This is a genomic window from Acetobacter aceti, assembly GCF_002005445.1.
In the GTDB taxonomy this organism is placed as follows: Bacteria; Pseudomonadota; Alphaproteobacteria; order Acetobacterales; family Acetobacteraceae; genus Acetobacter; species Acetobacter aceti_B.
The window spans coordinates 1,744,316-1,766,808 of sequence record NZ_CP014692.1; the positions used below are offsets into that span (position 1 = coordinate 1,744,316).

Sequence of the window (22,493 nt, forward strand, 5' to 3'; positions counted from 1 at the left end):
TATGAGTTTCAAACATACATTCGAACAGACAAGCCTGCGCGAATATGACATCCGCGGCATTGTCGGCAAGACACTGCATGTCGAAGATGCTTTCGCCATCGGCCGGACCTTCGCCAGCATCGTTCTGAAGAACGGCGGCAAGACGGTCGTGATCGGCTGCGATGGTCGCGTGTCTTCGCCTTCTCTGGAAGAAGCGCTGGTCAACGGCGCTGTTGCTTCAGGCGCAGACGTGATCCGCGTTGGTCGTGGCCCCACCCCGATGCTGTATTTCGCCTCCGTTACGCTGAAGGCGGACGGCGCGATCATGGTGACGGGCAGCCACAATCCGGCCAACTACAACGGCTTCAAGATGATGCTGGCCAACAAGCCGTTCTTCGGCGAGCAGATCAAGCATCTCGGCCATCTGTCCCGCGAAGGCGATGTCGTTCCTGAAGCAAAAGGCACGGTGAAAACCGTCGATATCAAGAAAGAGTATATCGAGCGTCTTCTGAAGGATTACGACGGTGGCGACCGCAAGCTGAAGGTTGTCTGGGACAACGGCAACAGCGTGGCTGGCGACATTCTCCCGGCTCTTCTGGACAAGCTGCCCGGCGAGCATATCGTCCTGAACGGCGAAGTGGACGGCACATTCCCGGCTCACCATCCGGACCCGACAGTTGCCAAGAACCTTGAGCAGATCATCGCGTCGGTCAAAGAGAACAAGGCCGACCTCGGCATCGCCTTCGACGGTGACGCAGATCGTGTCGGCGTTGTGGACAACGAGGGAGGCATCCTCTGGGGTGACCAGATTCTCGTGCTGCTGGCGCGCGACGTCCTGAAAAACCATCCCGGCGGCACGATCATCGCCGACGTGAAGGCGTCTCAGGTTCTGTTTGATGAAGTGAAGAAGGCCGGTGGTGAGCCGCTGATGTGGCGCACGGGTCATTCGCTCATCAAGTCGAAGATGGCCGAAACGAAGTCTCCGCTGGCCGGTGAGATGTCGGGCCACATCTTCTTTGCCGACAAATGGTACGGCTTTGACGATGCGATCTACGCTGCCATCCGCGTGCTGGGTATCGTCGCCCGCATGGGAGAGCCGCTATCCGCATTCCGCAAGGCCCTGCCGCAGACGATCTCCACACCGGAAATCCGCTTTGACTGCGACGACCTGCGCAAGTTCCAGGTGATCGAGGAAGTGGCCGAGCGTCTCCGCAAGGATGGCGCGGATGTGTCCGAAATCGACGGTGTGCGCGTGAACACGCCGGACGGCTGGTGGCTGCTCCGTGCGTCCAACACGCAGGCTGTTCTGGTCGCGCGTTGCGAAGGCAAGAGCGAAGCCGGTCTGGACAACCTCAAGGCGGCGCTGACGCGTCAGCTTGAGCTGTCCGGTCTGGAGAAGCCTGATTTTTCTGGCGATAACGCCGGTCATTGATCTGAGGAAAGAGTGGAACGTGTGACAGACGATACGTTCCACTCCTTTCTGGAGCCGGGCCAATGGGTCCGGCATCCCGATCATCCCGAATGGGGAGACGGGCAGGTGCAGTCGGCCATCTCTCACAGAGTGACCGTCAATTTCCTGCATATGGGAAAAGTGGTTCTCGACGCCCGCGTCGTGACCCTTACCGTTATCTGACTATAATTTTCTGTGTTGGCTGACTGTGCGCCAAGCACATGCTGCCATTCTGGCAGGAGTTTAGCTTTCCAGTAAGTCCTCGTGGGTTTATACAGGACTGATGCAGTCCAGTTTAATCGACATTCAGGGCCGGAAAATCTCTTACCTCCGTGTTTCGGTGACAGACCGGTGCGATATGCGCTGTGTTTACTGCATGTCGGAAAGCATGGAGTTTCTGCCGCGTCCTGAGGTTCTGACATACGAAGAGCTGGAACGACTCTGTGCGGTTTTCATGCGCCATGGTGTGCGGCGCATCCGCCTGACCGGCGGTGAGCCGTTGGTCAGGCGTGATATCGGTGATTTCCTGCAATCACTTGGACGATGGATAAGGCCTGTTTCCTCTGCTCCGGGGCTGGACGAACTGACTCTCACAACCAATGGCAGCCAGTTGGGCCGTTATGCCGATACGCTTGTGGGGGCAGGGATTCGCAGGGTCAATGTGAGCCTGGATTCACTCCGGCCCGAGCGTTTTTCCGCAATTACCCGACGCGGTGATTTGCATCGGACCCTTGCGGGCATCCATGCTGCACGGGATGCGGGGTTGGCGGTTCGCATCAACACCGTCGCGACGAAGGGGATCAATGACGATGAGTTTGACAATCTGATCGTCTGGTGCGGCGAGATCGGCGCTGATCTGTGTCTGATCGAGACAATGCCGATGGGAGAAACCGGGGAAGACCGGCGCGCCCAGTATCTTCCTCTCCATTCGGTCAGACTCAATCTTCAGAAGCGCTGGAGCTTCGAAACGGCGGATGGTGCGACGGGCGGCGGACCGGCGCGCTATGTGCGGATCGCAGAGACTGGACAGAGACTGGGTTTTATCACGCCGCTCAGCCACAATTTCTGCGATAGCTGCAATCGTGTTCGCCTGTCATGCTCGGGCCAGCTTTACACATGCCTTGGATCGGATGGCGCCGTGGATCTTCGTGAAATTTTACGAAGCGGCGGGACTGATTCCGACATTCTTGATGCAATTGACCTCAGCCTTGCCCGCAAGCCCCTGCGGCACGACTTTCTGATCCCCGACAATGACGCACAGGTGCAGGGACCAGCCCGTCTGATGAGTGTTACTGGCGGATAAACCGATACCACTGTTGACGTTTGCCGAACACACACAGAGATTGGGCGAAAGCGGCATTTCCACGGAATTGGTAGTTTTTCAATATATTCCGTGCCTCATGCCGTACAGCACAACACGAGGCAGGAAATGAGCGTGAGCAGCCGGATCAGTCCCGTCATTCAGGACATCGTTGAGAAAGCTCTTGAAGAAATCGAGACGTCACTGGACGCCCGCATCATCCTCGCAATGGATGCCGGCCTGAGAGGGCAGGGCATGGAGTCTGCTGACAGCCCTTATCGAATCATGTTCGTCTATGTGCATCGGCTGGACTGGTATCTGAAACTCTCGCCCGGTCCTGCGACAGTTGAACTGCCCGCTTCTGATGATTTCTCGCTGACGGGATGGGATATCCGTCATCTTGTGGAGACAATGAAGCAGTCGAACGCCACGCAAACGACATGGCTGAACAGCGCGGCGATCTACCGCTCCGACCAGGACCTGCTCAGACGTCTGGCTCTTCTCCAGCGCCGGGTCTGGCAACCGGCTCCCGCTCTCGCGGCTGAGATCGAAACCGCGACCAGTGAACTTGGCAAATGGTCATTTGGCCATACACTGACCACGGAAGAGTTTCTGACGCCCATGTACGCCACTCTCTCCGCCAGAGCTATTGCGGAAGACGACGGTCCGTCGCCAGAGGACATAAGGGTGCTGTACGAGGGGCTGGCGGAGGATGTCACCAGTGAGATGGATTTCATTTTGTCTGAAAAGGCAAAAAAGGGAGCGCATTCTGACGCTCCGTCATGTTTTCGGTCCCAGCTCTTCATGAACGCCGAGTTGCCGCGTCTGCGGACGGTCGAGTTGCCGGAACATCCTGCTCCGGACGATAGTGTGTTTGACCGCTTTCTGGCCGATACGATCCGCAGGTTTGGTTGATGCGGATGCAGGCTGTCCGCAGGCACCACAATCAGAAGAGATCCGGTCTCTGAGGAAAAGCTGAAGGAAGGCCAACATAATGAACGATGACACAGAGCAGGAAACGGGTGACATCCTCGCCGTGGCCCAAAGAATCGGACTGACACTTCCTGATCCGTGTCTGCCGGGCGTCGTTGCCAACACCAGGCTTTTACAGACCTACATTGACCTCGTGCTTGGTTTCGACCTCCCCGACGACTGTCTTCCTGCTTATGAGTACGCGCCATGAGCCAGACTGCTGTCGCCATCGCCAATACCGTGCGTTTCGGACTGAGGTCTGCCCGTGAAGTTGTGGAAGCGGCACTGGAAGCGCTCGGAACCCGTAATCAGGCATATCAGTGCGTCACGCGCCTGCTGCCTGAACGGGCGCTCCATATGGCTGATACGTTGGACGCCCGAATTGCCAATGGCGATCCTGTGGGCGTTCTTGCCGGTGTCCCGTTCGGCGTGAAAGACCTTTTCGATATGGAAGGGATCGTCACGACGGCGGGTTCAACCGTCCTGAAAGGCAATCCTCCCGCCACGCAGGATGCCGCCGTGGTCCAGCGGCTCATCGCTGCGGGCGCGATCCCGGTCGCCACCCTGAACATGGATGAGTTCGCCTACGGCTTCTCCACGGAGAACGCCCATTACGGGACCACACGCAATCCAAAGAACACGGACTGTCTGGCGGGCGGGTCATCCGGAGGTTCAGCGGCGTCCGTTGCGGCAGGCCTGCTGCCATTCGCGATTGGCTCGGATACAAACGGTTCGATCCGTGTGCCTGCATCGCTCTGTGGTGTCTGGGGGTTGCGTCCCACACAGGGACTGCTTCCTCTGGACGGTGTTTATCCTTTTGTCGCCAGCCTCGACACGGTGGGGCCGTTTGCCGGAACAGTGACGGACCTGCAGCGCGTTTTTGAAGCGATGAACGGTCATGCTCTTGATGACATAGAAGATGTTCGGAGTCTGCGTGTCGCCCAGCTTGGAGGCTGGTTCACACAGGACGTCGATCCAGCCCTGCTTGACGGGATTGCACGTATCATGGCGTTTTTCGGAAGCCGAAAAGAGATCGAACTGGCCGAAGTGGCGCGGGCACGCGCCTCGGCTTTCGTGATTTCAGCAGCGGAGGGAGGAAATCTTCACCTTTCGCGTCTGCGGAAAGTCCCGATGGATTATGATCCGGCGACAAGAGACAGGCTTATTGCGGGCGCCATGGTGCCGTCAGCCGCAGTGGTTCAGGCGCATCGTTTCCGGAACTGGTTTCGGGCTGGCCTTCATGAGCTTTTTGACGAAGTCGATGTGCTGATCGCTCCCGCGACACCGGGACCGGCCCCTCGCATCGATCAGGCCACCCTCTCCGTTGGCGGCAGGACTGTTTCCGCCCGCGCCAATCTTGGACTGTTTACGCAGCCATTGAGTCTGGGAGGAATGCCTGTCCTCGCAGCGCCGCTCCCACCGGCAACCGCAGCGGCGGGACTGCCTTTGGGCATACAGATCATTGCGGCGCCTGGAAAAGAGAATGTTCTTTTCGCGATAGGCAAGGCGCTTTCGCATGCTGGTCTGGCAGGGTATCCGGTTCAGGGTGCGTCGGTAGCAGACACGGATTGAACCGGACCGCAGCGCCGAAAGCGTGCTGACCGGCTATCGTCTGACGATGCCGAAATACTGCTCCAGAAGCGCGACATTCCTCAGATTGGCCTTGAACGCGATATCGACAAGATTTCCCAGCACAGGGACAAGGTCGAAAACCGCCTCCAGCGCGATATTGGTCAGCATTCTGGCAAGCAGGCTCCCGGGCGCCTTCAGACGCCAGCCTTCCCAGACAAAGAGCAGGGAAAGAACTGTCATGATCAGGGTGCCGCCCACAGGAAGCAGACCGATCAGGGCATCAGCTCCCATCCGGAACTGCGTGCCCGGTATGCGAAGGGCCGCATCGAGAAACCACGCCAGACGACGGAGCCTCTGAAGACGCTGAAGCACGTTTCCAGAGAGTGGAGGCAGAATTTCTCCATTCAGGGCAGTTGCTGCATTCATGGCAGAGATATGAGAATCGCCGACCTCCCGCGCAAGGATGGTAATGCAAAAATTTCTTTTGCTTGCTAAGGGAGACCGCTTCACTCCGGTTTTCATGAATGTCAGTCGCCGGACGACACTGCCTTTCTTTCTGGAACTCATCCGGTCATGCACATTCCATCCGCCGTCGTCGTTGCTCGCGACAGTTTTCTTCTGGCGTTTCCGGCTCTTTTTTCGATCATCAATCCTCTTGGAGCGGCGATCATCTTCATTCAGGTCGTAGGTGACTCTCCGTCCAGCGAACGGGCTCGACTGGCGAAAATGGTTGCCTTCTACACGACGCTTCTGCTGATAGGCTCCGTCTGGATAGGCAGCCTGATGCTCAGCTTCTTTGGGATTACCCTGAACGCCCTGCGCGTGGCAGGTGGTCTTTTTGTCGCACGTGGCGGCTGGATCATGCTGCAAAGCCCTGCCGACGATGATCAGAAGCGACAGAGCCAGATCGTTACCGAAGATGGCACCCCCATTTCAGCGCCCAACTCCCAGGATATCGCTTTCTTCCCGCTCACAATGCCTTTTACCGTTGGTCCCGGTACGATGTCCGTCGCCATTGCCCTGAGTTCGGGTGATAGCGGCAAACATTCACTGGCTTACGAAGGAGGGCTGTCAGCGGCCTCTGTTGCAGTAGCTATGACCGTGTGGCTTGCCTACGCTTATGCTGACCGGCTGACCACCATTCTTGGCGTTACGGGAACCCGGATCATGGGACGGCTGGCGGCTTTGATCCTGCTGGCGATCGGCGTGCAGATTGTTGCTGCCGGACTGATGGGTTTCGGGCATGATTTTCTGAATTCCGTCAAAGACTGACAGGCAAAGACTGGTAGGCAAAAACTGGCAGGTTGTTTCAGGACAGTCGTTGATTGAGGAAATTTTACGGATTCGTTTTTATGAAGTTATTTTAAGAAAGATTCATAAAAAAACTTCTGAATAACTCAAGGCGATTGAAGTTGGATGGGACGACTGGAGCATATCAACACGTTCCGGATTACCGGATCAGTTCCCGAGAATCCGGCTTATTTCTTTTCTGAGCGCGGGAAGAACCTCTGCGCCGAACCAGGGATTACGCTTCTCCCATGCTCCGGTCCGCCATGAAGGATGGGGCAGGGGAAAATAGCGGGGTAGATACTCCCTGAAGTGAGCGACCCGATCCGAGACCTTGCCGGGTCCAAGCGCGTAATTCTGGGCGTAGCTTCCCACCAGCAGCGTCAGTTGAATGTCCTGCAGTTCAGAGAGAACTTTCTCACGCCATAGGGGAGCGCATTCCGGTCGGGGCGGACAATCGCCACCTTTCGACAGTCGTCCCGGATAACAGAACCCCATTGGGACGAGTGCGACATTTTCCGTGTCATAAAAAGTGTCCCGATCCATGCCGAGCCACTGCCTGAGTCTGTCGCCGGACGCGTCATTGAAGGAAATGCCTGTCTCGTGAACTTTCGTGCCGGGCGCCTGACTGGCGATGAGAAGCCTCGCTCGTGGAGAGACATGCAGAACCGGTCTCGGTCCCAGCGGCAGTGCGTGGGAGCAGGCAGTGCAGGAGCGAATGCGCTCCACCAGTTTATTCAACGAAGCATCCGACATCAGGCCCGGCTTGCCAGTCGATCGCGGACAAAACGGGGAACTGTCCAAGTCGCCGGTCCGTAGCTGACTTCATCGAACAGTTGGGAGTTACCGGTCGGCACGAGATTCACTTCCACCGTGTGGGCATGCTGAGCAGCCTGTTCGGCGAAACCTGCGGCAGGATAGACGGTCGCGGACGTTCCAATGGCGACAAAGATGTCACAGGCGTCAATGGCCTGCATGATGCGTTCCATGTGCAGCGGCATTTCACCAAACCAGACTATATCGGGCCGCAGCGTTGCCTGACCACATTCCGGGCAGGGAGTCTCTCGCGTGCAGATGCCTTCCCACGCCGGTGTCGCGCCGCAGGCAAGACAGCGGAGACGCAGGAGTTCGCCGTGCATGTGAACGACGTTTCTTGAACCCGCACGTTCATGAAGGTCGTCGATATTCTGTGTCACCAGCAGAAACGTATCGTCCGGATTGTCGCCATAGGCTTCCTCGAGTTCCGCCAGAGCGGAATGGGCAGCATTAGGTGTGACGTTTTTCAGTTCAAGCCGACGGTGATTGTAGAAATCATCGACCATGGCCGGATTTCGCCCGAAGCCTTCCGGCGTGCAGACATCCTCCAGTCGCACCTGCGACCAGATACCTCCCTCATCACGGAAAGTGTCCAGCCCCGATTCACGGCTGATGCCGGCTCCGGTCAGGATGACGATGCGTTCCAGTATCAGGGGTTCCCATCATTAAGTTTATAGACAACCAGAAACTCATCTTTTTCCGATTGTTTGCGTTTATAATACTCATGATAGCGGCTTTGCAGGATCTTATAAAGCAGAGACCTGACGGCAAGATTTTCTTCAGACCATGCTGGCTCCTCCGTAACGACATACTCGGGAGAAGCGGCGAGAACATGCTGTAGTTCTTTTTGCGGATCTATTCCGGTCGCTTGCCTTTCCGCGTATTCATTGAAATGTCCGGGGAACGGATGCGTAGTGAGTCCACACCAAGGAAGAACATCATAGAGAATAACAGGACCCTGATAAACAAACGTACATCCGAGAGGTTTGGACATGTACCCGATCATCTGGTTCAGAACACGCATATCCCCATCTTGCTGCATATGTTTATGAATATCCTTCTGGCCGAAAAACACGGCGATAAGCAGAAGAACCACAAAGCCAATGCGTCCCTTTGGAATATCCCATAACGGAGCGCACAGCAGGATCAGGGGAGGGAATAGCGGCAGCGCATAATGCTTATACCATCCACCAAATACTGCGACTCCAATACAGGCAGATAAAGCCCACAAACTGAGAAATCTTAAAGCAGGCACTTCTGTTTTTTTAAAGAATATTCCATGTTTCAAGCGATATCCACATCCAGCCATGGCCACGACGACAAGAGGGGCGGCAAGCAGCAACAGCCTGATCTTGTTCTGTCTCAGTGTTGCAGCGGTGCGTGAGCCACGCAGAAAAATTGACTCAATATTGGCGAACCACCAGTCATGCCCGTAGCCACCAGCATAATAGACGACGCCGATAACAACTGTTGGTAATAAGGCCAGCATGCACCAGAGAAAACCATTCAGAACCATGACGCCGCCATTGTTCTTTACCCGCGCGTTGCAACAGAGCAGGAATATCCCGAGAAACATGCCCTCAAAGACGGCGGTATATTTGATCTGTAAAGCCAGCCCGATCAGCAGCATCGCCTGACAACCGGTATTTCTCAGCGTTCTGTCTGAAGGAGTAACCAGCACAACCCGAAACAGAACCAGCGCCATCGCCGCAATGACAAGCAGATTGTAAAAAACAGGGCTTTGACCACCTTCACCGCCCGCCAGATTCAGCCAGTTGATGTAAAGCAGCGCCGCAACAAATGCCCCGGTACGTGAGGCTATCGTGCTGGCCATACGCATGAGAAGAAGGGCGGTCCCCCATACCGACAGGAGCGCTCCTATCTGATAGGCCCAGAAACGCCAAGGTCCGAACAGATGGAAAAAGGCGTAAAGGAGAAAGAGGCCAAGCGGCTTTCGATCCCATATTTGCACATAGGGCAGATCACCGTGAAGGATACGCCCCCCGGTGAACATATAGAATTGCTCATCAATATGAATGAAGGGACTACCAAAGGTCGCCCCACGACAAATGATTGCAAAAAGTAGGAGCGCTATCGGAAAAACGACGCGGATCTTGTCTATGGAAAGCAATGGAGCAGCCTGCTTTACGTATTTTCAGACCTGATAACGACTACCGTTCAGGACGATGTTGTCATGTCCAGATCACGAAAATGCTGAACGACTGCATTCATAGACGGTCTGTCAACTCAGACAATACCAGTCGCAATACAAAATATTTGGATATTTTTCAGTATGTGACACCCTGCCGCATAAAGCGGCAGGGATCACGTCTGTCTTCTGCTGAGAGAAGACAGGCCGGACGTCAGATGACGCTCAGGATATGCCTGACAAGCGCTTCAGCGTTCTCTTCCGCTGCAACCCCATCCGCCTTGATATGCAGATCAGCTTTGGTCGGCGCTTCATAGGGCGAACTGATGCCTGTGAAGTTCTCGATTTTGCCATCCCGCGCGGCTTTATAGAGCCCCTTGGAATCACGCTGCTCACAGGTTGCAAGACTGGTGTCGATAAAGACCTCGTCAAACGCCTCACCGACGATCTTCCGGGCGAGAGCACGGTCGGCCACCAGCGGCGAGATCAGCGCCACGATCACGACCTGACCGGCCTGCGTGAGGATTTTGGCGACCTCGGCGGCACGGCGGACGTTCTCGTGACGATCAGCTTCGGTGAAGCCGAGGTCACTGCACAGACCCATACGCAGCGTGTCACCATCCAGAACGAAGGCGTCCGTGCCACGGGCAAACAGCTTTTTCTCGGCCAGACGGGCGATGGTGCTCTTGCCTGCGCCGGACAGGCCGGTCAGCCAGACGACTCGCGCCTTGTGTCCTTTGCTGCGGGCACGCTGTGCGCCGTCAACTTCGCCAGCGGACGGATGAATCGCGTGACCATTCTTCAGATCGGCCGGACCAAGCAGCGGCGCGCCGCCGACGATGCGCTGGTTGCGGTCAACCAGAACGCCGCGTCCATCGGACGTGCCGGGCGAGAACGGATCGAACTGGATGGCCTCACCCGCCACCAGTGTGACATGCGCGAAACCCTCGGGACCGACTTCCTCGGCCTGCTGCTCGGTCAGATCATCGAGACGCAGCACTGAGTCGATCGACGCCACCGTCACCTGATGCTCGGCGGTGGAGAGCCGCAGACGGAAGCTTTCGCCAACCCGCAGCGGCTCCTGACGCAGCCAGAACAGGTGGGCGCGGATACGGGCCGTTTTCTCGGGAGCCTGATGCGGCAGGAACAGCATATCGCCGCGGGCGGGAATCACGTCCGGTTCAAGCACCAAGGCGATGGATTCACCCGCCACAGCTTCCTTGCTGTCGGCCGCATTCCAGCGGGCGACCTTCGCCACACGGGCCTTGCTGCCCTGCGTACCGATTTCCACCGTATCGCCCTCACGGATGACGCCGCGTTCGATGCGACCGGCGACATAGCGCACGTCGTCATAGCGGTAGACATCCTGCACCGGCATGCGGAACGGCAGGGCGGCGCGGGTGTTGCCGCTCGGGACCGCCGCCAGAGCCTCGGTGAGGATCGGACCGGTGTACCAGGGAGACTTGTCGGAACGGCTGGCGATATTGTCGCCGTCACGGGCGGAAGCCGGAACGAACAGGGACGGCTTCAGCTCAAGCTGGGCCAGCAGTTCGGTCACGGACTTCTCGACGGCGCGGATCTTCTGCTCGTCGAAGCCCAGCAGGTCGGCCTTGTTCAGCAGCACGATGATGTGGCGGATACCGATCAGGCGCAGCAGCATCGCGTGGCGACGGGTCTGCTCCTGAGCGCCCTCGTTGGCGTCCACGACCAGAACGGCGGCTTCGGCATCGGCGGCGCCGGTGATCATGTTGCGCAGGAACTGGCGGTGGCCCGGCGCATCGACGATCACGAACTGGCGGTTGCCGAGGCGGAACGGGATACGGGTGGAATCAACCGTCACGCCCTGATCGCGCTCGATCTGGAGGCTGTCGAGCAGGAAGCTCCATTCGACGGCCAGACCGCGCTTCTTCGAGGACTCGATGATCTGCTGGACCTTGCCGTCCTGCAGATTGTCGGTGTCATACAGCAGGCGGCCGATCAGGGTGGATTTGCCGTGATCGACGTGCCCGACGATGACGATGGGGGTTGCCGTATCGAGCAGGGCCTCGCGGTCAGCGGGATCGAGGCGTGCGGCGGATAATGTGTCGCTCATGGTGTCTGTTCCCAGCTCTCAGAGATAACCGGCGACACGCAGCCGCTCGAATGCGTCTTCGGATTCATGGTCCATGGCGCGGCCAGCACGCTCGGACGTCTTGGTGGTTTCCAGTTCCGCGATGACCTCAGCCACGGTGGAGGCATTGCTCTCGACCGGGGAAGTGATGTCGGAATCGCCAAGCGAGCGGTAACGCTTGCCGTCCCTGGCGAAATACAGGTCGACCAGCGGGATGTTCTCGCGCTCGATGTAGCGCCAGATGTCGATCTCGCGCCATGAAAGCAGCGGATGCACACGGATGTGCATGCCTTCCTCGTGCGGAGTGGCGTACTGGTCCCAGAACTCGGGCGGCTGGTTGCGGATGTCCCACTTGTGGGACGCGCCACGCGGGCTGAACACGCGCTCCTTGGCGCGGGTGCCCTGCTCGTCACGACGGATGCCGGCGATGACACCCTGAAGCTTGTGGGTCTCGATCATGCTGGCGAGACCAGCAGTCTTGCGGGCGGCAGACCGGGCGGCGGGCGGCAGGGTCGGGTCCATTTCCTCGACCGGCGGACAGTAGCCCAGCAGCAGATCGAGGTTCCACTTCTTCGTATATTCGTCGCGGAACGCATACATCTCGGGGAATTTCTTCTCCGTATCGACATGCATCACCGGGAACGGCACGCGGCCCATGAACGCCTTGCGGGCGAGCCAGACCATGACGTTGGAGTCCTTGCCGAGCGACCACAGCATGGCCAGCGGCTTCAGCTTCCGATACGCTTCGCGGAGGATGAAGACGCTCTGCGCTTCAAGTTGATCGAGATGATCCATGATGAGTGGAACCTTCTTATGCTGTCAGGCCGAGTGCTGTCAGGTGGGGCGGTGAATGCCACATTCGACTTTTGCCATACCAGCCCAGCGGCCGGCACGGGGATCTTCATTTTTTCCCACCGGCCGTGTGCAGGGCGCACAGCCGATCGAGGGATAACCTTTGGAGGCCAGCGGGTGACGCGGCAAGCCGCGTCGGGTCATTTCCGCGTCAATTTCTTCCCTGCTCCATTCGGCCAGCGGGTTGATCTTGATGCGTCCTTCGCCATCCACCTCGACGATTTCCATACGATTGCGTGTCGCGGCCTGTGAACGTTTCCGCCCTGTGATCAATGCGGGATAGGGCAGGGTGGCGGCATCAAGCGGTTCCACCTTGCGCATCTTGCAGCAGGCGTCGGGATCAAAAGCCCAGAGCTGGCTCTCAGGGTCGCGGTCCTGAATCGCGCGCTCCGAAGGTCGGACGTCAATCACATCAAGCAGGCCGAGGGTGCGGGCAAGCTCGTGGCGGTATGCGATCGTCTCCGGGAAGTGCATGCCGGTCTCCAGAAACAGAACCGGAATGGCGGGATCGACCTCGGCGGCCAGAGCCAGAAGAAGAGCGGACTCAGCACCGAACGACGACAGCACGGCGACCTGTCCCGGCAGCACATCGCATGCAGCTTGCAGGATAGCGCCCGCATCGGTTCCGGCAGCCCGGAGAATATCGATCTGTTGCTGGGTGACGCTCACGTCTGACATCCCTGCTGTTTAATACGACTGAATGCCGTGATTTAAAGGCGATGTAGAGGATCAGACTTACAAATTCAAGACGTATAACGGAATTTCATGGAAGGGTTTAATGTTAGTTGAACGATAAATAATAGTGAAATTGATTTGGCCGTTTGGTAAAACAGTATGATAGGCTTCGTCTGGACCTTGTGACCGGCTTTGCAACGCCGCACGCTCTCCGGAGAAGAAACATGAAGCTTTATTATTCGCCAGGCGCCTGCTCTCTCGCTTCCCATATCATCCTGAAAGAAACCGGCCTTCCGTATTCACTGGAAAAAGTCGATCTGAAAACAAAAAAAACCGAAACAGGCGAAGATTTCCTTGCCATAAACGGTCGTGGAGCCGTCCCGGCGCTTGAGACCACCCCCGGCGTTTATCTGACGCAGAATGTGGCCATCCTTCCGTATATAGGCGACCACTCCGCTGTTTCAGCCTTCAAACCGGAAGCCGGTTCTCTGGAGCGGGCCCGTCTGGCGGAAGCGCTTGGCTTTTGCGAGGACATTCATTCGGCTGTGGGTGTGCTTTTCGCTGATGTTCTGGAACCCGCCGTCCGCGAACGGCTTGTCGGTCTGGCGCACCGCAGGCTGGGTCAGTTCGAAAGCATGCTGACGGAAGGACGCGACTACTGGCTTGAGACAGGCTTTACACAGGCGGATGCGCTGGCGTTTGTCATTCTCAGTTGGGCCGAACCGTTGAATCTCGATCTCTCTCCCTACGTCAAAGCCGTTGCATTGCGCGACCGCGTGGCAGTTCGTCCTGCCGTGCAGGCTGCCCTCAAGGAAGAAGGGCTGGTCTGACTTCCCTGTCCGGCCATACGGCGGGCATTAAAGTCTGATTGGTTTTTTGCCTTAACACACTCTTCGTTCAGACCTCACTGAGAGTGTGTCTTCTCTTTCATCGGTTCAATCCGGGGTTCAATCCGGGCTTCCCAACACATCACGTAGAGACGTTGTGAACTGTCCCGGCGCGAGCGGCTTTGGCTGTGTCGGGGCAGGCGCCCAGGCGCTCATCACAGCCAGATGCAGGGGTAGGGACAGAATGCCCTCCGTATCCCCACATTTTTCCGCCAGTCCTTCGAGTGCTGTCGGGAAAAGCGCCGGGTCAGGAATACGTCGGTCCCGCAGGGACAGGGCGTTGGTCTCGCCCGCAGCCCGCAGATCCCGAAACAGCGCCAGTCCCGAACGGTAACGGATATCCATCACATCCGCGTCCACAACTGGCAGAGCAAAGCCCGCCCGCTGAAGCAGGGAGGCGCAATCCCGCAATGTTGGAAAAGGCGAGACATGCGGTGAGACACCGCCGCTCAGGGCGAGTTCCGCTTCCTCGAACCCGGCGCGCAAAGGGGCGAGGGTGGGCAACACGGGCATGCTGGCCAGAAACAAGCCATCCGGTTTCAGGATTTTTCTGATCTGGAGCAGCGCCCCCGGAAGGTCGTTGATCCAGTGCAGCGAAAGACTGGCGATCACCAGGTCGAAGCTGTTCTCTGCAAAGGGAAGAAATTCTTCATCGGCACAGACTGTCAGCGTGCCGGTCCTGTCCCGGACGTGACGCGCCATACGTGGCGACAGATCGCTGCTGACAACCTCAATCCCGCGCATCTGAAGGCTGGACGCCGTCGCTCCCCGACCGCCGATGTCGAGCGCCAGCGTGAAGGGCCGTGTCAGGTCGTCCAGTCGCTCAATCAGCCGGTCCGCGGCTTCTTCCAGAACAGCGGACACACTATCAAGAGTAGTCGCCGCACGATCCCGATGCAGTCTGACAGTATGGCGGTCGAAGATGGCATGGTGATGTTCCATGCTGGAAATATGTGCGCCGGTCTTCTGTCTGTGCCAAGAGGAAAGCAGAGGATGAAGCGGTATGTTCATCACCGTGACGGCAGAATCATGACAGCAGACCGGGGCCAGTAAAGCGATGTCAGCACTCCCATACCCGCCAGTCCCCTGCCAGCAGGCCGGTTCACTATGACGCTCCTCTCCGGACAGTGGGGCAGGGCGCTCAGAACCACTGGCCGTTTTGCGCTGGATCTTGTGCTGCCCCCCACATGCTCATCCTGTGGCGAGGAGGTGGATCAGCCCCATTCGCTCTGCCCGGCCTGTTTCATCAGGATGCACCCGATCGGCGAACCTCGCTGTGACCAGTGTGGTGTGCCGCTGCCAGCCTCCACACATCTCGGGCGGGACGCCCGCTGCGTTTCCTGTGAACTGCATCCACCAGTCTGGTCGAAAGCCCGTGCGGCCTACGTCTATGACGAGGGATCACGTGATCTGATCCTGTCGCTCAAATATGCCGACCGCACACAGAACGCCATCATTCTGGCGAGGCAGATGAACAGGGCCGGGCGAGACATTCTGGAGCAGGCGGACTGGCTGATCCCGGTTCCGGTTCACTGGCGCAGGCTGCTGGAACGGAAATACAATCAGGCGGCGCTGCTGGCGCGTGCGGTAAGCAGGCTGGCGGTTGTCCCCGTATTCGTGGACGCTCTCCAGCGCCCTCGCGCCACCAGTCGTCTCGCCAGCTTTTCCGCGGACGAGCGGGCGAGGGAGATGCAGGATGCTATCCGGGTCAGGCCACGGGCTGTCGATACGCTCAAAGGCAGGCGTGTCGTGCTGGTGGATGACATTCTGACAACAGGATCGACAGCCGCCGCCTGCACGAGTGTGCTTCTGTCCGCAGGTGCGGCAAGCGTCTGCCTGCTGGCGGCGGCGCGCACCACGCCGGATGCGCAGGAAGATATCAGTCAGACGGAACTGCCGGAAGATTAGCGGGCAGGCTGTGTCCCCGACGCCTCATCAGGACGATTTCTGTCCCGCCTTTCATATGACAGAGAAAAATGACACGCTATGATGCTGCATCATTATAACAGCGCGCGGCATGATCTGCCCGCGACAGAGTGACGGAATGCGAATGCCGAAGATCGAGATCTACACACAGCCGGGTTGCCCTTACTGCGTTCGGGCTGTGGCGCTCCTTGACCATAAAAAAGCGTCTTTCACGGAGATCAACGCGCCACACGGCACACAGGAACGTGTGGATGCGCGGGAGCGTTCCGGCGGCAGGACCACGGTTCCGCAGATTTTTGTGGATGGCAGGGCCATCGGTGGCTGTGACGATCTCTTTGCGCTTGAGCGGAGCGGAAAGCTGGACGCCCTGCTGCAGGCCGCCTGAAGCAGATCATGATCCACTATCAGCTCCGCTGCGTCTCTGACCATGAATTCGAGGGATGGTTCAGGGATTCTTCCGCCTTCGAGGATCAGGCGGCGCGTGGACTGCTGTCCTGCCCTTATTGCGGGACGGCGCAGGTCGACAGGGCGCTCATGGCGCCTGCTGTGCGTTCATCCCGGCAGAAGAGGGATGAGCGGCAGGAGGCGCCCGCAACACAGGCGGAAGTCCCCGCGGCATCTGTTGCCGGACAGGCAGGCATTCCCGATATCCTGCTGTCCGCACTTCAGAAAATGCGGCAGGAAGTCGAAAGCAAATGCGAAAATGTCGGCGACAAGTTTGCCGAGGAAGCCCTTCGTATCCATTACGGTGAAACCGAAGAGCGCGGCATTTACGGGCGCATGACCGATGAGGAGCATGAACGCCTTGAGGATGAAGGCATTTCAGTTCAAAGGCTTCCCTGGGTACAGCCTGCCGAGGGATAACCGTTCCACTCAATGGAGCCGGTTGCCCCGGGCAACCGCAAGGATGAAATACGTGACTGCTGATCTGCCGCCAGAAGCTCCCGGTCGTCCATCATCCGCCATTGCTGTCGTAAAAGCATTTGTCCGGCTGTTTCCTGCTGCTTTCATGGCGCTCTCTGGTCCTGCCATGATGGTGCCTGCCTATGCGACTGAACCCGCCGCCATCGCCGGGCAGAACGCTGCGGTCATGGGAATGTGGCTGAGCGAAAAGCATGACGGCATCTTCCGGATCGCTCCGTGCGGCGACTCTGTCTGCGGTACGCTGATTGGCCTGTCCTATGGTCCGGATGAACCCATGCCACGCGCCAAGGACGGTCGATCGGAATGCAATCTGGTCATGCTCACGGATTTCCGCCCGCTGAAAGATGATCCCGGACGCTGGGAAGGCAAGATTCTCGACCCTGATGCCGGCAATCTGTACCACGCGCAAATCTGGTCGCCGAAACCGGATACCCTGAAGCTGCGTGGCTATATTCTGGTGCCGGTTTTTGGTGAGACCCAGACATGGAGCCGTTATCACGGCACGATCGGTCCCGAATGCCGCATGCCTGCCAATCCGTAAAAGTGTGGCAGATCTCATGTGGGGTGGACGCGCTTCCGTCACGTGACTAAGGCATGAACCGCAAGGACGATCATTTTCTGAGAGACGGGGGCGGATTCTGACGACGAGATGAGGCTTTCGGGTTCTCCCGCGACACGATCGCCTGCCGGTCGCTGGTTTATCGTCGCACTCACCTTCATCGGTCTGCTGGGACAGCTTGCCCTGCAGAGCCTCGCCTCGCCGGACGAGACGCCTCGTGCGGCCATTCTCCGTCTGACCGGTATCGACATCAGCCTCATGGCTGTCATCTCCGATCATTCGTCGCATCATGAAATGAGCAGCATGAACATGGGACACGGCGCTTCAGCCGACAGTCACCATGTCATGCCCATGCCCGACCACGACGGAAACGCCGGCAAGGCGCATCATCACGGCAGTGACTGCCCGCTCTGTCCACTGCTGCTGTTTTTCGGCATTCTTCTGAACGCGACAGTCTTTCTGCCAGCCATCAGCGCGGTGTGGCTGTCGATGCGCCGTTTCTGCGCGCAACCAAGAGCGCCGCCCTCTTTCACTCTGCTGCTGCCACCGGCGACAGGGCCTCCACCCGTCATCTGAACGCCTTCCACCGTCGCAATTCATAGTTGGCTGAATGGACGCCGCCGCGTGCGCGCTCATCCGGTGACTTGTGCGATCGACCTCTGTTCAGATCACAGGATAGCCCTGTCATGTTCACTCCCGGCCACAAGCACGCGCTGCTGTGCTCTGTTTTCACGCTTGGATTTTTCGTCTCTGTCTCGCCGTTCGCAGTATTCAGCGCCTGTGCTGCCACGTTTGACCTGAGTCCGGCAAAAAGCCTTTCCCCCGCTTCATCCAGATCCTCTCAGGCCAGGGTGTCGGCTGAATCGGATGCTTCCGGACACACCAAAGTCGTTGCACAGGCTGATGAGAACATCATCGTCAACGCAATCAGGCTGCGCGACCGCACCAGCCCTGACACGACTTCGCTTTTTCGCCACAGCCTCGGCTTCAGTTCCTATTCCGCAGGAGGAGTCTCCGCACTGCCGGTGCTGAATGGGATGGCGGACGACCGTATCGCCACGATTGTCGACGGTATGAGGATCGCCTCCGCCTGTCCAAACCACATGAATCCTGCCCTGTCCTATGTCGATCCTGATTCCGTTGCGACGGCGCAGGCGATCGCGGGAATTACTCCTGTGAGCATCGGCGGCGACAGCACGGGCGGCAGCATCGTGGTGGAACGGCGTGATCCCCTGTTTGCCGAGCACGGCAAGCTTCTGGTCACCGGGCATGTGCGGGGAGATTACCGCAGCAATGGCGGCGGGTCAGGCGCATCGGGAACCATAACCGTCGCCAACGATACATGGAGCCTGCGCTATACCGGCTCGTATGCTCATGCCAGCGATTACAGGACTGGTGGGAGCGCCAGCAGACAGGTCCGTTCGACCAGCTATCTGAGCTTCAATCATGCCGTGACCGCCGGTTTCCACAAGGACAACCATCTGGCTTCCGTCACTTTTGGTCAGCAGGATATTCCTTACGAAGGCTTTCCCAACCAGTACATGGACATGACAAACAATCGCTCCACCTATGTGAACGGCAAATACAGGGGCGACTTCGACTGGGGCTCTCTGGAGGCGCGAGCCTACTGGCAGCGCGTCGATCATGTGATGAACATGATGAACGACAAGGGTGGCCACACCGCCACCACCGGAATGCCGATGAACACCGACTCCCGCTCGGTCGGTTACACCCTCAAGGCGATCATTCCTCTCGCGCCGAAGCATACGCTGACGCTTGGCAGCGAGTTCGAGCATAACGGACTGAATGACTGGTGGCCGCCACTATCCGGCAGCATGATGATGGGGCCAAATACGTTCCACAACATCAACAACGGTCACCGCGACCGACTGGGCCACTATGCGGAATGGAACGCCCAGTGGCTGCCCCGGGTATCCACGCTGCTCGGCTTTCGTAGCGACCTGATCATGATGAACACGGGGCAGGTCGCGCCCTATTCATGGACCGGCATGATGTCGATGGCCGACGCCATGGCGGCTCAAAAGTTCAATGCGGCGTCACGGGGACACACTGACACGAACTTCGATGTGACGGCTCTGGTTCGCTGGCATCCGCTGGACAGTCTGTCGATCGAAGGTGGATACGCCCGAAAAACACGGTCTCCCAACCTTTATGAGCGCTATTCCTGGGCTCGGGGGGCGATGGCCACCAGCATGATCGGCTGGTTCGGTGATGGAAACGGCTATGTCGGCAATCTTCATCTGACGCCGGAGGTTGCCAATACGGCGAGCTTCACCGTGACCTGGCATGATCCGGTTGATGATGGCTGGGAAGTGAAGATCCAGCCTTATTATACCTATACGCATAACTACATAAATGTTGTGCGGATCGGTTCTTTCTCTGACGGACTCTCAAAGCTTCAGTTCGTGAATCACAACGCGCAGAGTTATGGAATCAATTCTTCCGCAAAAGCGCGGCTATGGAAGACCGAGGCGTATGGAACAGGAGAAATCCGCGCCAATCTGAACTGGGTGCGGGGACAGGATCTGCAAAATCACTCCGGTCTCTATCACCAGATGCCGACCAACGGCACAGTAGGACTTTACGAAACCTACCAGAACTTGACGGGGCGCATCGAAACCACTCTGGTCAAGAGCAAGGATACGGTGGACTGGATCAGAAACGAGCCACGCACACCGGGCTATGTGCTGCTTGGTCTTGGCGGCAGCTATCGCTGGCGGAACTTCCTGCTGGATGCCAGTATCGAGAATATCTGTAACCAGAAATACTATCTCCCGCTGGGAGGTCTGTCGCTGGGAGACTACAAAGCGACCGGCATCATGAGCCCGCTTCAGGGAATGGGGCGGTCATTCAATGTGAGCCTGACGGCTTCTTTCTGATACTGATTGCCAGAATTTTGTTGCCAGAAAGGGTGATCTGCATTGCATATTCCCTTTCTCTTCATCGAGGTCATGATTTTGCGCTGGCGCTCCGAACCAGCGCAAGACACTGGTCGAACAGAATAAAGGGCTGACAGGACAAGACTATTTCATCGGTTTTTGAAAGGACCAGAGCGTTCTTTTCATCAATGTCTTCGACCGTAATCTCGTCTGCTGTCTGAAAATCTCTCGCGGATGTTTCATCTTCATCCGGATAGAGCGCACACAGTCGCTCGAAACCCGCGTTGATCGTGGCCTGCATGGCTTCCTCCAGAGCGATGCCAGTCAGCACAGTCTGCATTTTCGCCAGATCAAAAAACAGAACGATCTGATGGGTAATTTTTGAAACAGACTCACCGAGAAACCGTCCCTCTCCGTGAGCGATATTTGCAAGCAGACGACCCAGGCCCGGCATGGTGAGGCAGGTCTGACCATCCACGGCAAGATGGTCTTCGACCTGAAGAGTACGAAGACTTTCTGCAATGCCAATCGGGTAGCCAATCTTCGTCAGCCGCGCGTCCCATACTGGCCAGTCATGCGCCACGCCAAGCCTCAGACACACCCGACGCGCCTCCATCTCAACCTGAGAAGAAGACAGGGGATGATGCGTGCCATCCCTGAAGATCACCGTCGGCACATAGTCCCCCCGAACGTGCGAAACAGGCCTGACCCAGAGACATCTCACCGCATCGGGAGCAAGCAGCAGCGGGTCAGCGAACAGAGAAGCGATATCAGACGCCGTATAATAGCCGGCAACCATTTACGTGGAACTGGTATCCAGTTTCTCGATACTCTCACGGGTAATGTCGGCGATCGAACTGGCCCCTGTCAGGGTCATGGCGACCTGAAGTTCCTTTTCCATCAGTGAAATAAGGTTCTCGACACCAGCCTGTCCCTCTGCCGCCAGCGCATAGACAAATGCCCGTCCCAGCAGAACGGCGTCCGCGCCAAGGGCGATCATGCGTGCGATATCAAGTCCGGAGCGGATGCCTGAGTCCGCCAGAATCGTCAGCTTTCCCTTGATCTGATCCACAATGGGCGGCAGAGCGCGGCAACTGGACAGAACACCGTCGAGCTGACGGCCTCCATGATTGGAAACGACAATTCCGTCAGCGCCGAACAGCACGGCGTCCTTTGCATCTGCGGGGTCGAGTATGCCCTTGATGATCATCGGGCCTGTCCAGAACTCCCGGATCCACTCCAGATCTTTCCAGCCGATGGAAGGATCAAAGTTACCGGCCAGCCAGCCAATATAGTCTTCCAGTTTCGTCGGGCTGCCGCGATAAACCGAGATGTTACCCAGATCATGTGGCCTTCCCCGCAGGCCGACATTCCAGGCCCAGTCAGGATGTGTGACGGCCTGAAGATACCGTCTCAACGAAGCATGGGGGCCTGACATGCCAGAATGTGCGTCGCGGTAACGTGCGCCCGGAGTAGGCATGTCGACGGTAAAGACCAGCGTGGTGATCCCCACGGCCTTGGCGCGTTCCAGCACGTTCTTCATGAAGCCGCGGTCTTTGAGCACGTAAAGCTGGAACCAGATCGGTTGCAGAGACTGACTCTGCACTTCCTCGATCGGGCACACGGAGACCGTCGAAAGCGTGAAGGGAATACCTTTTTTAGCGGCGGCCCTGGCGGCCTGAACCTCTCCCCGACGTGCGTACATGCCGGTCAGCCCTACAGGCGCGAGAGCTGCGGGCAGGGAGAGTCTGTGTCCGAAAAGATCTGTGTGTGTGCTGAGACTGGAGACATTTCGCAGAATACGCTGTCTGAGGGCAAGATCCGACAGGTCGGAGATATTCCGCCCCATGGTATGCTCGGCATACGAGCCACCATCGATATACTGAAACAGGAATGGCGGCAGACGGCGGCGGGCGGCTTCCCGGTAATCCGTGGGAGCTGAAATGATCACTGCAAATCTCCTGCTACCGGTTTCCGGGAGTTGTTACCCGGCAATGGACTGTTCCGGCGTTACGTGACGATTTGCGTCAACAGATAATTGATAATAAGTCGCATTTTCAATACAGAAATGGTACGGGCAGAGAAAAAATCCTGTCATACGCTTCGCTCGGCGGGGTGGATCACTCTTCCTGTTA

Annotated in this window: 24 protein-coding genes; 14 read left to right on the forward strand and 10 right to left on the reverse strand. The window is 57.8% G+C overall.

The window, feature by feature from the left end:
* Position 1 precedes the first annotated feature (1 nt).
* The 6 genes from pgmG (at position 2) to A0U92_RS07865 (ending at position 5,273) form a co-directional block, all read left to right on the forward strand.
* Positions 2-1,411, forward strand: a complete 1,410-nt coding sequence (gene pgmG / locus A0U92_RS07840) for a phosphoglucomutase/phosphomannomutase PgmG (protein ID WP_077812731.1) — start codon at positions 2-4, stop codon at positions 1,409-1,411.
* A 12-nt stretch (positions 1,412-1,423) separates the two neighbouring features.
* The gene (locus tag A0U92_RS07845) at positions 1,424-1,612 is read left to right on the forward strand and encodes a DUF3553 domain-containing protein (RefSeq protein ID WP_077812732.1); all 189 of its coding nucleotides are present in this window, start codon (positions 1,424-1,426) and stop codon (positions 1,610-1,612) included.
* 100 nt (positions 1,613-1,712) lie between these two features.
* Positions 1,713-2,732, forward strand: a complete 1,020-nt coding sequence (moaA, locus tag A0U92_RS07850; RefSeq protein ID WP_077812733.1) for a GTP 3',8-cyclase MoaA — start codon at positions 1,713-1,715, stop codon at positions 2,730-2,732.
* Positions 2,733-2,858: 126 nt separating this feature from the next.
* Entirely contained in the window at positions 2,859-3,644 is a 786-nt protein-coding gene (locus A0U92_RS07855; RefSeq protein ID WP_077812734.1) for a DNA polymerase beta superfamily protein, read from the forward strand.
* Between the two features lie 79 nt (positions 3,645-3,723).
* Entirely contained in the window at positions 3,724-3,912 is a 189-nt protein-coding gene (locus A0U92_RS07860) for a DUF4089 domain-containing protein (RefSeq protein WP_077812735.1), read from the forward strand.
* Complete coding sequence (locus tag A0U92_RS07865; protein WP_077812736.1) at positions 3,909-5,273, forward strand: AtzE family amidohydrolase; 1,365 nt, start codon at positions 3,909-3,911, stop codon at positions 5,271-5,273. Before A0U92_RS07860 ends, A0U92_RS07865 begins: the two co-directional genes overlap by 4 nt.
* A 33-nt stretch (positions 5,274-5,306) precedes the next feature.
* Here the strand turns inward: A0U92_RS07865 and A0U92_RS07870 are convergent, their stop codons facing one another.
* The gene (locus tag A0U92_RS07870; protein WP_187668893.1) at positions 5,307-5,699 is read right to left on the reverse strand and encodes a DUF4112 domain-containing protein; all 393 of its coding nucleotides are present in this window, start codon (positions 5,697-5,699) and stop codon (positions 5,307-5,309) included.
* 147 nt (positions 5,700-5,846) lie between these two features.
* On the opposite strand from A0U92_RS07870, the gene A0U92_RS07875 reads away from it, so the two are divergent.
* Positions 5,847-6,545 (forward strand): MarC family protein, encoded by a 699-nt coding sequence (locus A0U92_RS07875; RefSeq protein WP_077812737.1) that lies wholly within the window; start codon positions 5,847-5,849, stop codon positions 6,543-6,545.
* A 186-nt stretch (positions 6,546-6,731) separates the two neighbouring features.
* On the opposite strand, the gene A0U92_RS07880 is transcribed toward A0U92_RS07875, so the two are convergent.
* The 6 genes from A0U92_RS07880 to A0U92_RS07905 form a co-directional block, all read right to left on the reverse strand.
* Positions 6,732-7,316: a uracil-DNA glycosylase family protein gene (locus tag A0U92_RS07880; protein ID WP_077812738.1), complete on the reverse strand. Its 585-nt coding sequence runs from the start codon at positions 7,314-7,316 to the stop codon at positions 6,732-6,734.
* Complete coding sequence (locus A0U92_RS07885) at positions 7,316-8,023, reverse strand: NAD-dependent deacylase (RefSeq protein WP_077812739.1); 708 nt, start codon at positions 8,021-8,023, stop codon at positions 7,316-7,318. Before A0U92_RS07885 ends, A0U92_RS07880 begins: the two co-directional genes overlap by 1 nt.
* A gap of 2 nt (positions 8,024-8,025) precedes the next feature.
* Positions 8,026-9,507 carry an ArnT family glycosyltransferase gene (locus tag A0U92_RS07890; RefSeq protein ID WP_149026425.1) on the reverse strand — a complete coding sequence of 494 codons (1,482 nt, stop codon included), beginning with the start codon at positions 9,505-9,507 and terminating at the stop codon, positions 8,026-8,028.
* A gap of 232 nt (positions 9,508-9,739) precedes the next feature.
* Positions 9,740-11,617, reverse strand: coding sequence for an adenylyl-sulfate kinase (gene cysC, locus A0U92_RS07895; protein WP_077812741.1), 1,878 nt, complete (start codon positions 11,615-11,617; stop codon positions 9,740-9,742).
* Between the two features lie 18 nt (positions 11,618-11,635).
* On the reverse strand, positions 11,636-12,430 hold the full coding sequence (gene cysD, locus A0U92_RS07900) for a sulfate adenylyltransferase subunit CysD (RefSeq protein ID WP_077812742.1): 795 nt from the start codon (positions 12,428-12,430) through the stop codon (positions 11,636-11,638).
* Between the two features lie 39 nt (positions 12,431-12,469).
* On the reverse strand, positions 12,470-13,165 hold the full coding sequence (locus tag A0U92_RS07905) for a phosphoadenylyl-sulfate reductase (RefSeq protein WP_187668894.1): 696 nt from the start codon (positions 13,163-13,165) through the stop codon (positions 12,470-12,472).
* A gap of 221 nt (positions 13,166-13,386) precedes the next feature.
* Here A0U92_RS07905 and A0U92_RS07910 point away from each other — a divergent pair, with 221 nt between their 5' ends.
* Positions 13,387-13,992: a glutathione S-transferase N-terminal domain-containing protein gene (locus tag A0U92_RS07910; RefSeq protein WP_077812743.1), complete on the forward strand. Its 606-nt coding sequence runs from the start codon at positions 13,387-13,389 to the stop codon at positions 13,990-13,992.
* Between the two features lie 117 nt (positions 13,993-14,109).
* Here A0U92_RS07910 and A0U92_RS07915 read toward each other — a convergent pair whose 3' ends face one another.
* Positions 14,110-14,991, reverse strand: a complete 882-nt coding sequence (locus tag A0U92_RS07915; protein WP_149026426.1) for a methyltransferase domain-containing protein — start codon at positions 14,989-14,991, stop codon at positions 14,110-14,112.
* A gap of 165 nt (positions 14,992-15,156) precedes the next feature.
* On the opposite strand from A0U92_RS07915, the gene A0U92_RS07920 reads away from it, so the two are divergent.
* The 6 genes from A0U92_RS07920 (at position 15,157) to A0U92_RS07945 (ending at position 20,358) form a co-directional block, all read left to right on the forward strand.
* Positions 15,157-15,957 carry a ComF family protein gene (locus A0U92_RS07920; protein WP_077812744.1) on the forward strand — a complete coding sequence of 267 codons (801 nt, stop codon included), beginning with the start codon at positions 15,157-15,159 and terminating at the stop codon, positions 15,955-15,957.
* Between the two features lie 142 nt (positions 15,958-16,099).
* Complete coding sequence (gene grxC, locus A0U92_RS07925) at positions 16,100-16,360, forward strand: glutaredoxin 3 (RefSeq protein WP_077812745.1); 261 nt, start codon at positions 16,100-16,102, stop codon at positions 16,358-16,360.
* Between the two features lie 8 nt (positions 16,361-16,368).
* Complete coding sequence (locus A0U92_RS07930) at positions 16,369-16,839, forward strand: DUF1178 family protein (RefSeq protein ID WP_077812746.1); 471 nt, start codon at positions 16,369-16,371, stop codon at positions 16,837-16,839.
* Between the two features lie 43 nt (positions 16,840-16,882).
* On the forward strand, positions 16,883-17,440 hold the full coding sequence (locus A0U92_RS07935) for a DUF2147 domain-containing protein (protein WP_077812747.1): 558 nt from the start codon (positions 16,883-16,885) through the stop codon (positions 17,438-17,440).
* Between the two features lie 108 nt (positions 17,441-17,548).
* Positions 17,549-18,034 carry a DUF2946 family protein gene (locus A0U92_RS07940; RefSeq protein WP_077812748.1) on the forward strand — a complete coding sequence of 162 codons (486 nt, stop codon included), beginning with the start codon at positions 17,549-17,551 and terminating at the stop codon, positions 18,032-18,034.
* A 110-nt stretch (positions 18,035-18,144) separates the two neighbouring features.
* Entirely contained in the window at positions 18,145-20,358 is a 2,214-nt protein-coding gene (locus A0U92_RS07945; protein ID WP_077812749.1) for a TonB-dependent receptor, read from the forward strand.
* A 70-nt stretch (positions 20,359-20,428) separates the two neighbouring features.
* Here the strand turns inward: A0U92_RS07945 and A0U92_RS07950 are convergent, their stop codons facing one another.
* Both A0U92_RS07950 and lldD read right to left on the reverse strand, forming a co-directional pair.
* Positions 20,429-21,157, reverse strand: coding sequence for a hypothetical protein (locus A0U92_RS07950; protein WP_077812750.1), 729 nt, complete (start codon positions 21,155-21,157; stop codon positions 20,429-20,431).
* Positions 21,158-22,309 (reverse strand): FMN-dependent L-lactate dehydrogenase LldD, encoded by a 1,152-nt coding sequence (lldD, locus tag A0U92_RS07955; RefSeq protein WP_077812751.1) that lies wholly within the window; start codon positions 22,307-22,309, stop codon positions 21,158-21,160.
* Between the last annotated feature and the right edge of the window lie 184 nt (positions 22,310-22,493).

Bases quoted from the DNA above. Each gene is read 5' to 3' on its own strand.
- A0U92_RS07935 (WP_077812747.1), top strand. From the start codon at position 16,883: ATGAAATACGTGACTGCTGATCTGCCGCCAGAAGCTCCCGGTCGTCCA.
- A0U92_RS07855 (WP_077812734.1), top strand. From the start codon at position 2,859: ATGAGCGTGAGCAGCCGGATCAGTCCCGTCATTCAGGACATCGTTGAG.
- A0U92_RS07870 (WP_187668893.1), bottom strand. From the start codon at position 5,699: ATGAATGCAGCAACTGCCCTGAATGGAGAAATTCTGCCTCCACTCTCT.
- pgmG (WP_077812731.1), top strand. From the start codon at position 2: ATGAGTTTCAAACATACATTCGAACAGACAAGCCTGCGCGAATATGAC.
- A0U92_RS07880 (WP_077812738.1), bottom strand. From the start codon at position 7,316: ATGTCGGATGCTTCGTTGAATAAACTGGTGGAGCGCATTCGCTCCTGC.
- A0U92_RS07905 (WP_187668894.1), bottom strand. From the start codon at position 13,165: ATGTCAGACGTGAGCGTCACCCAGCAACAGATCGATATTCTCCGGGCT.
- A0U92_RS07910 (WP_077812743.1), top strand. From the start codon at position 13,387: ATGAAGCTTTATTATTCGCCAGGCGCCTGCTCTCTCGCTTCCCATATC.
- cysC (WP_077812741.1), bottom strand. From the start codon at position 11,617: ATGAGCGACACATTATCCGCCGCACGCCTCGATCCCGCTGACCGCGAG.
- A0U92_RS07860 (WP_077812735.1), top strand. From the start codon at position 3,724: ATGAACGATGACACAGAGCAGGAAACGGGTGACATCCTCGCCGTGGCC.
- cysD (WP_077812742.1), bottom strand. From the start codon at position 12,430: ATGGATCATCTCGATCAACTTGAAGCGCAGAGCGTCTTCATCCTCCGC.
- A0U92_RS07940 (WP_077812748.1), top strand. From the start codon at position 17,549: ATGAGGCTTTCGGGTTCTCCCGCGACACGATCGCCTGCCGGTCGCTGG.
- A0U92_RS07915 (WP_149026426.1), bottom strand. From the start codon at position 14,991: ATGGAACATCACCATGCCATCTTCGACCGCCATACTGTCAGACTGCAT.
- A0U92_RS07875 (WP_077812737.1), top strand. From the start codon at position 5,847: ATGCACATTCCATCCGCCGTCGTCGTTGCTCGCGACAGTTTTCTTCTG.
- grxC (WP_077812745.1), top strand. From the start codon at position 16,100: ATGCCGAAGATCGAGATCTACACACAGCCGGGTTGCCCTTACTGCGTT.
- A0U92_RS07920 (WP_077812744.1), top strand. From the start codon at position 15,157: ATGACGCTCCTCTCCGGACAGTGGGGCAGGGCGCTCAGAACCACTGGC.
- A0U92_RS07945 (WP_077812749.1), top strand. From the start codon at position 18,145: ATGTTCACTCCCGGCCACAAGCACGCGCTGCTGTGCTCTGTTTTCACG.
- A0U92_RS07950 (WP_077812750.1), bottom strand. From the start codon at position 21,157: ATGGTTGCCGGCTATTATACGGCGTCTGATATCGCTTCTCTGTTCGCT.
- A0U92_RS07930 (WP_077812746.1), top strand. From the start codon at position 16,369: ATGATCCACTATCAGCTCCGCTGCGTCTCTGACCATGAATTCGAGGGA.
- A0U92_RS07865 (WP_077812736.1), top strand. From the start codon at position 3,909: ATGAGCCAGACTGCTGTCGCCATCGCCAATACCGTGCGTTTCGGACTG.
- moaA (WP_077812733.1), top strand. From the start codon at position 1,713: ATGCAGTCCAGTTTAATCGACATTCAGGGCCGGAAAATCTCTTACCTC.